This window comes from Limnohabitans sp. JirII-31 (assembly GCF_002778315.1).
GTDB lineage: Bacteria > Pseudomonadota > Gammaproteobacteria > Burkholderiales > Burkholderiaceae_C > Limnohabitans.
In genome coordinates, this window is record NZ_NESA01000016.1 from 52878 (window position 1) to 63163 (window position 10286).

Annotated in this window: 9 protein-coding genes and 1 pseudogene; 5 read left to right on the forward strand and 5 right to left on the reverse strand. The window is 61.2% G+C overall.

What is annotated here, in order from left to right; genetic code table 11:
* The first annotated feature begins 26 nt into the window (after nucleotides 1-26).
* The 5 genes from galE to B9Z41_RS15720 are packed head-to-tail and all read left to right on the forward strand — an operon-like array spanning nucleotide 27 to nucleotide 6958.
* Nucleotides 27-1049 (forward strand): UDP-glucose 4-epimerase GalE, encoded by a 1023-nt coding sequence (gene galE / locus B9Z41_RS15700; RefSeq protein ID WP_100148026.1) that lies wholly within the window; start codon nucleotides 27-29, stop codon nucleotides 1047-1049.
* Complete coding sequence (locus B9Z41_RS17245) at nucleotides 1046-3775, forward strand: sugar transferase (protein WP_233202736.1); 2730 nt, start codon at nucleotides 1046-1048, stop codon at nucleotides 3773-3775. Before galE ends, B9Z41_RS17245 begins: the two co-directional genes overlap by 4 nt.
* A 28-nt stretch (nucleotides 3776-3803) precedes the next feature.
* Nucleotides 3804-4817, forward strand: coding sequence for a glycosyltransferase (locus B9Z41_RS15710; protein WP_158236204.1), 1014 nt, complete (start codon nucleotides 3804-3806; stop codon nucleotides 4815-4817).
* Nucleotides 4811-5719: a glycosyltransferase family 4 protein gene (locus B9Z41_RS15715; protein ID WP_100148028.1), complete on the forward strand. Its 909-nt coding sequence runs from the start codon at nucleotides 4811-4813 to the stop codon at nucleotides 5717-5719. Before B9Z41_RS15710 ends, B9Z41_RS15715 begins: the two co-directional genes overlap by 7 nt.
* 6 nt (nucleotides 5720-5725) lie before the next feature.
* Nucleotides 5726-6958 carry a hypothetical protein gene (locus tag B9Z41_RS15720; RefSeq protein WP_100148029.1) on the forward strand — a complete coding sequence of 411 codons (1233 nt, stop codon included), beginning with the start codon at nucleotides 5726-5728 and terminating at the stop codon, nucleotides 6956-6958.
* A gap of 38 nt (nucleotides 6959-6996) precedes the next feature.
* On the opposite strand, the gene B9Z41_RS15725 is transcribed toward B9Z41_RS15720, so the two are convergent.
* The 5 genes and pseudogenes from B9Z41_RS15725 to B9Z41_RS15745 all read right to left on the reverse strand — a co-directional run.
* A complete protein-coding gene (locus B9Z41_RS15725) occupies nucleotides 6997-7743 on the reverse strand; it encodes a methyltransferase domain-containing protein (RefSeq protein ID WP_108300726.1) in 747 nt (248 codons plus the stop codon).
* Complete coding sequence (rfbC, locus tag B9Z41_RS15730; protein ID WP_100148031.1) at nucleotides 7743-8294, reverse strand: dTDP-4-dehydrorhamnose 3,5-epimerase; 552 nt, start codon at nucleotides 8292-8294, stop codon at nucleotides 7743-7745. The genes B9Z41_RS15725 and rfbC overlap by 1 nt, the downstream gene beginning before the upstream one ends.
* A 3-nt stretch (nucleotides 8295-8297) precedes the next feature.
* Nucleotides 8298-9173 carry a glucose-1-phosphate thymidylyltransferase RfbA gene (gene rfbA, locus B9Z41_RS15735; protein ID WP_100148032.1) on the reverse strand — a complete coding sequence of 292 codons (876 nt, stop codon included), beginning with the start codon at nucleotides 9171-9173 and terminating at the stop codon, nucleotides 8298-8300.
* Between the two features lie 5 nt (nucleotides 9174-9178).
* On the reverse strand, nucleotides 9179-10093 hold the full coding sequence (rfbD, locus tag B9Z41_RS15740; RefSeq protein WP_100148033.1) for a dTDP-4-dehydrorhamnose reductase: 915 nt from the start codon (nucleotides 10091-10093) through the stop codon (nucleotides 9179-9181).
* 11 nt (nucleotides 10094-10104) lie between these two features.
* Nucleotides 10105-10286: pseudogene (locus B9Z41_RS15745) on the reverse strand (GDP-mannose 4,6-dehydratase); the annotation flags it as partial.

Genomic DNA, 10286 nt, shown 5'->3' on the forward strand with positions numbered 1-10286 from the left:
CAGGGACTGGCGACGATAATTGCGCCATGAATCATCCAATTTTGATCACTGGCGGCACCGGCTTCATTGGCTCGCACACTGCCGTCGTGTTGGCGCAAGCGGGTCAACCGGTGGTCATTTTGGACAACCTGTGCAACAGCAGCCCCAAAGTGCTGGACCGGTTGGCTCGTCTGGGCGTGCGCCCGCTAGAGTTTGTACAAGCCGACATCCGCGACGCACAAGCACTGGACGCTGTGTTTGCTCGTCACACCTTTACAGGGGTGGTGCACTTTGCCGGGCTCAAAGCCGTGGGGGAATCGGTGGCGCAACCCCTGCGCTACCTTGACAACAACGTCAGTGGCACCTTGAGCCTGCTGCAAGCCATGGACCGCGCCGACGTGCGCCGCATCGTGTTCAGCTCATCGGCCACGGTGTATGGCGACCCCGCCGTGGTGCCCATTCCCGAGACTGCCCCGCTCACTGCCACCAACCCTTATGGCCGCAGCAAGCTGATGTGCGAAGACGCCTTGCGTGAACTGCACGCTGCCGATCCACGTTGGCACATCGCCATCCTGCGCTATTTCAATCCCGTGGGTGCGCACGAAAGCGGCTTGCTGGGCGAAGCCCCCAACGGCATTCCCAACAACTTGATGCCCTACATCACCCAAGTCGCCCTGGGGCAACGGGACGCGCTGCAAATTTTCGGCAACGACTACCCCACGCCCGACGGCACCGGCGTGCGCGATTACCTGCATGTGATGGACCTCGCACAAGGCCATTTGGCCGCCTTGCAAGCCTTGGACACGCCCAAACTGCTGACCGTCAACCTGGGCACGGGCCAAGGTGTGAGCGTGCAGCAAATGGTGGACACCTTTGCACACGTCAACGGCGTGCCCATTGCACACCGCGTGGTGGCACGTCGCCCTGGGGATGTGGCCCAATGCTTGGCCGACCCCAGCCAAGCCAAAGCGCTGCTGAAGTGGCACACCCAACTCGGGCTGGAGCGCATGTGCGCCGACGCTTGGCGTTGGCAATCGATGAACCCACAAGGCTTTGACACCCCCCTATGAGCACACGCGACGACGGCACCTTGTCTTTGTTTGGCGACGAGCCTTTGCCCCCAGCCACACCTGCGCCCGAGACCAAAAAACCGCGCGTCAAACGCATCGCGCCTGAACCGACCGAGGCGCCGCCCGTGGTGGCTGACATCGCTCCTCCCTCTGCCACCGATTCAGAGCCGCAACCACGCCGCAACAGCCCTTGGGCCACCACCCATGCACCCACACCACCAATTGCCCACAAACCCCATGTGATGCTGGTCATCACCAAAGGCGAGGTCGGTGGCGCCCAAAGCCATGTGCAGGCCTTGTGCGAGGCCTTGCACACCCGGGTGAACTTCACCGTGGTGATTGGTGGCCCGCCCGAAGACTCGGTACTGGGCGAGCAGCTACAAGCCCTGGGCGTGCGCGTGTGCCCTATGCCCGCCATGGTGGAGTCCATGTTGCCCTGGCGCCTGTGGCCGGCCGTGCAGCAACTGATTGCGTTGATTGAAGCCAACCCACCAGACCTGATTCATGCCCACAGCGCCATTGCCGGACTGGCCGCACGCCTAGCCTGCCAGCGCACGGCGCGCCCCGTGGTCTACACCGTGCATGGCTTTGGGTTCAAAGCTGAAATTCCATGGCTGCGCCGTCACCTCGCCTCACTGGCCGAGCGTGCCTTATCGGGCTGGACCACGCAAATGATTTGCGTCTCGGCCTTTGAGCGCGCCCTGGCCCACCAACTGCCCATCGCACAAGAACGCGTGCATGTGATTGCCAACGGCATTGCACGCTTGAGCACGACCAACACCGCGTCCGACGCGATGCCCCCCGCCGCCCCTTCTCTGGGTGAGCAAGAACACCTGCTGCCAAGCGCTCACGAGCGCGCGCTCCCGAACACGACAACGACGCCGCGCCTGATCATGGTGGCGCGCATGAAGTCGCCCAAGCGGCACGACCTGCTGCTGCGCGCCTTGGCCAAAGTGCGCGACTGGCTAGGCCATGAGTTGCCCGTCACCTTAGCGGGCGATGGCCCCTTGCTGAGCAAGCACCAAGCCCTGGCTCAGCAGTTGGGACTAGAACACATCACCTGGGCTGGCGATGTGAACCATGTGGCCGAGTTGTTGACGCAGCACGACGTGTTTGTGCTGCTGTCCGACCACGAAGGCATGCCCATCACCGTGCTCGAAGCCATGCGTGCTGGCCTGCCCGTGCTGGCCAGCGATTTGCCTGGACTGCGCGAGCAAGTGATGCACGGCCATGAAGGCCTGCTGGTGGCCAACACCGAACAAGCCGTGGCACACCAGTTGTTGCGCCTGGCACAAGACCCGGCCCTGCGCCAGCGCTTGGGGCATGCAGCACAACAGCGCTTTGAAGCGCAGTTCACGCTGGGCGACATGGCCGAGCGCGTGATGGCGGTGTACCAACAGTGCTTGCAAGAAGACTTTGCCACCTCGCGCCCGAGCACCACCTTGGGCTCCGCCTTGGTGTCGGCCACGGTGCGTCGCCGTGACGCGCTGCAAAGCTGGACACTTTGGGGCGCCTGGCTGCTGTTGCCCAGTTTGCTGTTGGCTCATGGTTTGGAAAACCTCGGCTGGGTGACCTACCAATTTGCCGACACCTTGTGGTGGTGCGCCCTGCCGTATGCGTTGGCGGCACAACTGCTGATGCGCGCCTCGCACTTGCCCTTGGCTGAACGCAGCGCTGTGCTGTGGGTGTCCACCTCGGCGCCGTTCCTCTTCACGCCCCTGGGCTTTGCACTGTTGCAACACCCCTACTCACGCGCCGCGGTGGTGTGGGCCTATGCAGCCACCACGCTGTGGCTGTGGTGGGGTTACCGTCGCCGCGTGGGGCAACGCGCGCTGCACCTGGTGCACCTGGACGCCAACATCCCCGAACAACTGACCCGCAGCCTGCAGCCGCAAGCGCTGGACCCACGCGCCATCAGCTTGCAAGCGTGGGATGTCGGCGCAACCGTCGCCCTGCCCGCGTGCGACGGCGTGGTGTTGGACCGCCATGTGCCCAACACGCCAGAGCGCACCCGACTGCTGAGCCAACTCAAGATGCAGCACCTGCGTCTCTACAGCGTCGAAGCCGTGGCCGAGCTGGTGAGTGGACGCAAGATGCTGCCTGCTGCCGCAGATGCGCTGTGGGAGATCGACAACGACCCCGGCTACGACCGCCTCAAGCGCTTGATCGACCTGAGCTTGGTGCTGCTGCTCGCCCCCCTGTGGTTGCCTTTGGCGCTGGCAGTCGGTGTGGCGGTGCGCTACGACTCGGCAGGCCCAGCGCTGTATTCGCAAACACGCATTGGCCGCTACGGCCAAGCCTTCAGACTGTGGAAGTTTCGCAGCATGGTGCATGGCGCGTCCGCGCCCGCCACACGCTTTGCACAGACCGATGACCCACGCATCACACGCGTGGGGCAGTTCATTCGCCGCACCCGGCTCGACGAGTTGCCTCAGCTGTGGAATGTGCTGTGGGGCCAGATGAGCTTGATCGGCCCTCGCCCTGAACAAGCGCCTTTTGTGCGCGACTTTGCCACCACCATCCCCAGCTACCCTTACCGACACCTGGTGCGCCCCGGCTTGACCGGCTGGGCCCAAGTGCAACACGGTTACGCCGACAGCGCCGACAGCACGCGCGTGAAACTCAGCTACGACCTGTACTACGTGGCGCACTACTCACTCGCACTGGACTTGTTGATCGCCGTCAAGACCGTGCGCACCGTGCTCACCGGCTTTGGTGCGCGATGAACACCGACGCTTCAAAGTGAGCCAGACCATGCGCCACGTGTTGATGTTGGAAGAACCCGGCTGGGGCGGCGTGGCCACCATGTGCCTGACCTTGCAACAGGCCTTGGGCGAAGCCAACTGGCAGATCACCGCCTTGCCCTGGCGTCAAACCCATTGGCCCACCCTGGTGCAAGCGGCCAAGCAACACGATGTGATTTTGGCCAGCCACAACTTTGGCCCCACCTACTGCGGCGCCGCCCTCAAAGCCCTGAGCGGCACACCCCTGGTGAGCTGGGTGCATGGCCCATTGCAAGACGTGCTGAAAGAAGCCCGCGCCTCGGTGATGAAAAAAACTTGGCTGCGCTTGATCTACCGTCAGGTCGACCACTTTGTCTCGGTGTCACGCACGACCGAAAACTCGCTGCTGGGCTTTGTCAAACAACTCCACCGCACGCAGCGCAGCCACGTGGTGCCCAACGCCATGGCGCCCATGCCTGCGGGGCAGCCCATTCATGTGCACGCCGGCCATGGAGGAGAAAGCGGCATACCGCCGCTGCTGCTTGGCTATGTGGGGCGTTTGTCGGCCGAGAAGCGTCCAGGCTTGTTGCTCGACACCTTGCGCTTTTTGCCCGACGAGGCACAACTGGGTATCGTGGGTGACGGCCCCTTGCACCGCCACTTGGCCCACCAGGGCATGGACTTGCTGATGCAAGGCAGGTTGCATTTTTTGGGCAAACACCCCAGCGGCGCGAGCTTGTACACCCCATGGGAGATGACGCTGCTGACCTCTCGCTTTGAAGGCTGTCCCATGACCGCGTTAGAGTCGCTCGCCTGCGGAGTGCCCTGCGTGACCTTGCCCATTCCCGCCCTGCGCGAGTTGTTTGACCGCGATGCGCCCTATCTGTTGGCACGTGGTGACGCGCCCGTGGCATTGGCCGAGGCGGTGATGACGGTGCTGAGTTTGCCGCCCGAACAAGTCAAGACCGACATGGCGCGCATCGTGGCCCGGCACAACCTGCCGGCATTCACCCAAGCTTGGCAAGAGGTGTTGCGCGCATGCTGATTCACTTTGTACGCAACGGCTCCGCTTACTTGCCAGAGCTCGATGCCTATGCCGCGTTTTTGCAAGACCGTGGTCACCAGGTGCAAGTGCACGACGACAGCACCAGTGTGCCCACCAGCGCATCGGTGGTGTGGTGGATGTGTGGTCGTGTGCCCTACACAGAGGCGCATCGTTTGCGCCAGGCATTTCATGTGCATGAATACGCGTCAGCCTCGGTGCCACCGCACGCGTGGCTGAAAGACCAAATCAAACACTGGACCCAGCCCAGGCCCGACTATCGGATTTACCAAAACGGCTGGGTGCGTGAGCGTTTGGGCTTTGGCAACTCGGTGCCCAGCGCCTTGCGCGACATGGGCGTGGCCCAGCACTTCTTCGATGTGGCCCAGCGTCGCGACTTGCCCGCGCCTGAATTCGACTTGGTGTATTTGGGCGAGATGAATCGCTTGTTGCCCTTTGTTCCCATGCTGCACAGCATCCACGCGGCAGGTCGACGCTTGTTGCTGATCGGCGATGTGCCTGAGGCGTTGCAGGCGCAGTTGCCTGCCTCGGTCACCTGCACGGGCCGTGTGCCACACACCCACGTGCCCGAACAGTTGCGCCGCGCACGGTTTGGCTTGAACCTGGTGAGCAATGTCGTGCCCTACAACCAGCAAACCTCCACAAAACTGTTGGAGTACTGCGCGGTGGGTTTGCCTGTGGTGAGCAACGACTACGCCTGGGTGCGCTACTTTGCGGCGCAACACCAAGGCAACTTCTTGCTGTTGCGTGCTGAGCTCAGCAGCTGGGAAACTAACTTTGGCGAAGCGCTCGACGTCTTTCCCTACGTGGTGCCTGACGTGCAAGCCTTGGCCTGGCCGCAGGTGCTGGCCAAATTGCCACTCTGGCAACACCTGCTAGGTTGACAGCCCATGCAACAGCCTCGTTGGCGCCAACTGCCCTCATCTAGCCACACCGTGGCCTTGGCCAGCTTGGTGGCGTTTGGCACCCAGGTGGTGTTTGCGCTGCTCATGCTGCGCTTGTTCACGCCACAAGAGGTGGGTGAGTTTTCTCTATTGAGCCAGATCGGCTTTTTTTGGATGACGCTGGCCCTGGCCCAAGCCCCCTTGAGCTTGCTAGCCAATGCCCATGCGCCTGCAAACGATGCGCTGCGCAGCGCATGGCGAAGCAGTCTGCAACGCGGTCTGTGGTTGCTGCCCCTGGCCGCTGCTGCCGTGTGGCTCAGTGGCTTAAACGCCGGCTCAGCGTTGCTGTGGGTGCTGCTGTTAGCGGTGTGTCAAATGGCTTGGGTGTTGGCACAAAGCTTCACCCTGCGCGTGGGGACACGTTGGCAACAGGCCACCGTGCGCGTGGTGCCCCCTCTCACAGCGGCGCTGACGGCTCTGGGCGGCGCATGGATGGCCTGGTCTGGCCCAACCCTGGTGTGGTCGGCGGTGCTGGGCTACGCCGTGGGCGCAGCGTGGCTGGCACCTGCCTGGCAGGCCACGCCCGATGCGCATGCACAGCACCTGCCGCACATGCCCATCAACCCGGCCCCCGTCCACACACAGTCAGACCCGCGCAGCGCGCGCTTGCGTTTTGCGCACACGTTGAGTGACGCACTGCTGGCCACCTGCCTGGTTGTGGTGTGGCAACGGCTCTATGGCGCACAAGACACCGGTTGGTTGACCGCCTTGTTGCGCGTCTTGGGCTTTGTGCCAGCGCTGGTTCACATGGCCTGGGCCCAGGTGGTGCTGGCACAAGGTCATGCGCCACAGCACCTCCACCCTCGCCGCACGGCTGGACTGTTAGGTTTGGTCGCCGCGGCCTGCGTGGTTGGGCTGGGATGGGTGTGCACCTTGGCTCTTGAATGGCATTGGCTGGACACGCGCTGGACGGGCATTTGGATCTACATAGTGCCTGTGGCCGGATGGCAGGTTGGGGCCTGCCTGTTAGCGGCGTTCAGCCATCGCCCATTTCAAACCCACGCAGCCGTCCGCTATTCATGGGCGTGCATCGCGTTGACGTGTGTGCAAGCGGTGGTGTTGTGGGGGCCTGTGCTGGCGAGTTCAACACCAGATGCGGCACAGCACATCGTTACGTTTGCAAGCGTCAGCGGCTTGGGGTTGTTGGCTTTGACCGTGTGGGTGGCACGCTTGCGCTAAGAGCGATTGTGTTGGCCGGCTTGCGGGCATGGCATCGCTTAAACCCGATGGGTCAAACGCGCCGACACCACCAGGTTGTCGGCCCACACAGAACGCCACGCCACACACCTTGCAAATACACGCCCTTTGAGGGACGAGGCAGGTGCAATTTGCGCACAGATGGCATTGCAGCCAACATAGCCCGCACGCGCCAACACCTTCAGCACCGTGAATGGTGAGTACCAGCAGAGGTGGTCGGTGTTGATGCATTCCACACCATGCCAGGCATTCCAGAGGTTGCGCAAACTCAAACCATTGGGCACAGAAACCACCAAGGTGGCGCCTGGGGCGGTGTGGGCCACGCGCTGCAAGAACGCAATCGGGTTGTGAAGGTGTTCCATCACGTCAGGGAGCAACACATGGGTGGGCTGAAATTCATCCACCAGGCGCTGAAAAGCGGAATCAAAAATATCCAGGCAATGCAGGTCGGTGACGCCCAGCTGCGTGGCCAAGGCCACCGCATCGGCATTGATGTCCACGCCAACACATGCTGCGGCCACCTGCTGCACTTGGTCGTGCAGCCACACGCCTTGTTGCAACTTGTCGGCAATCAAGGGGGCATGGTCGGCAAACCCCAAATGCAACACGCGCCCGCCACGCACAGCATCGCACAACACCGCGTTGCGGCCTCGGGCGTCAAACGGCCAAGCGACGGGGAAACGGGCATCGGCATCGAACGAAGCATCACGCAACAACGAGGCCCACTGACCCTCGGCGCGACTCTGCGATGCGTCTGGATGAGGCATCAAAAACTGGCGAAGAGGGTGGGCGCGTTGGCGTCTTTGGCAGCCAACAGCGGTGGCGCAGACAACAGATGCAACGGCCATTCCACACCCACAGCAGGATCGCTCCACAGCAAACTGCGTTCGAACTCCGGGTGGTAATAGTCGGTGGTTTTGTACAAAAACTCGGCGCTCTCGCTCGTCACCAAAAAACCATGGGCCAAACCTTCAGGCACCCACAGCTGACGTTTGTTTTCTGCCGACAACTCTAGGCCAAACCATTGGCCATAGGTTTTGGATTCGCGACGAATGTCGACCGCCACATCAAACACCGAGCCTTGCGTGACACGCACCAACTTGCCCTGCGGGTGCTGCACCTGGTAGTGCAAACCACGCAACACCCCTTGGCTCGACTTGCTGTGGTTGTCTTGCACAAAGGTTCGCTCTAAACCGGTGGCTTGCGCGAAGTCGCGTGCGTTGAAGCTCTCAAAAAAGAAGCCACGCGCATCGCCAAACACCTTGGGCTCCAAAATCAACACACCGTCAATGGGTGTGGGGGTCACTTGATAGGGCATGGCTTACTTCAACAAACTGAGCAAGTACTGGCCGTAACCATTTTTAGCCAAAGGTGCGGCCAACTTGCCGAGCTGCGCTGCATCGATCCAGTGCTGGGCAAAGGCAATTTCCTCAGGGCACGCCACCATCAAGCCCTGGCGTTTTTGCAAAGTGGCAATGAAGCTGGCTGCTTCCATCAGGCTTTCGTGTGTACCCGTGTCGAGCCACGCATAACCACGGCCCATGATCTCCACGTTGAGTTGCCCTAACTCCAAGTAACGCTTGTTGACATCGGTGATTTCGAGTTCACCCCGGTGAGAAGGCTTCACGGCAGCAGCGATGTCGCACACCTGCTCGTCGTAAAAATACAAACCCGTCACCGCATAGTTGGATTTGGGTTGCTTGGGTTTTTCTTCAATGCTCAAGGCACGGAACTGCGCGTCAAACTCGACCACGCCATAACGCTCTGGGTCGTGCACGTGGTAGGCGAACACCGAAGCACCCTGGCTGCGTTGGTCGGCCCGTTGCAACTGCTTGACCAAGTCGTGGCCATAAAAGATGTTGTCGCCCAACACCAGGGCGCTGGGGTGGTCCGCCACAAAGTGTTTACCAATGATGAAGGCTTGCGCCAAGCCATCAGGGCTAGGCTGTACAGCGTACTCAATGTGCATGCCCCACTGGCTGCCGTCCCCCAGCAACTCGGCAAAACGCGGCGTGTCTTGTGGCGTAGAAATCACCAGCACCTCGCGAATGCCGCTGAGCATGAGCGTGGTGAGGGGGTAATAAATCATCGGCTTGTCATACACCGGCATCAATTGTTTGCTGACCGCTTGTGTGACCGGGTACAGACGGGTGCCTGAGCCACCCGCCAAGATGATGCCTTTTCTGTTTTTCTGCATAGTCTTTACTTTGACAACAAAGCACCAAGGATACCGTCAACGCCTTGCTGCCAATCTGGCAAGGTGAGGTTGAAGGTGTGTTGCGCTTTGTGCGTGTTTAAACGTGAGTTCAGTGGACGTGGTGCAGGCAGCGGGTATTCAGCGGTGGTGATCGGGTGCACAGCCTCTGGTGTGGCTTTGAGTGACAGTCCGCGCGCGTGCGCACTGGCAATCACGTGCTGTGCATAAGCATGCCACGTGGTCTCGCCACCCGCAGCCACGTGGTACGCGCCCCAGCGCGGGTCATGTGCATCAGCGTCTTGCATGGCTTGCACCATCTGCACCGTGACCTGCGCCAACAAAGCGGTAGAGGTGGGCACGCCCACTTGATCGGCCACCACGCGCAGGCTGTCGCGCTCGGCAGCGAGGCGCAACATGGTTTTTAAAAAATTACCGCCATGTGTGCCCACCACCCAGCTGGTGCGCAGAATCAAATACTTGGCACAGCTTTTTGCCAGCGCTTGCTCGCCTGCCAATTTGCTTTGTCCGTAAACAGACAGCGGATGGGGCATATCTGTCTCTTGCCACGGCTGGTTGCCCGAGCCATCAAACACATAGTCGGTGGAATAGTGCACCACCATGGCACTGCAATGTTGGGCCACCTCGCCCAACACGCCGACTGACAACGCATTGACGGCATGGGCAACATCGGGTTCTGACTCTGCCTTGTCAACGGCGGTGTAAGCCGCTGCATTGACGATGACGGTGGGGACAAAGTTTTGTGTGATGTGCGCCAGCGATTGACGCAGCACGTCGGGTTGTGACAAGTCAGCCTCAATACGCGTGAGGACTTTGACGTCACCCAAGATTTGCAGGGCTGTGGCGAGTTCGTTGCCGAGTTGGCCGTTGGCGCCGAGCAAAAGAATTTTGTGTGGAAGCATGGGCTGGAAATTCAACCGTAGTGCTTGCCCACCCACTGGCGGTAGTTGCCACTTGTCACACCCTCGACCCAGTCTTGGTGGCTCAGGTACCACTGCACGGTTTTGCGAATGCCGGTCTCAAAGGTTTCTTGTGGCTTCCAGCCCACCTCGCGTTCAATCTTGCGGGCGTCAATCGCGTAGCGGCGGTCATGGC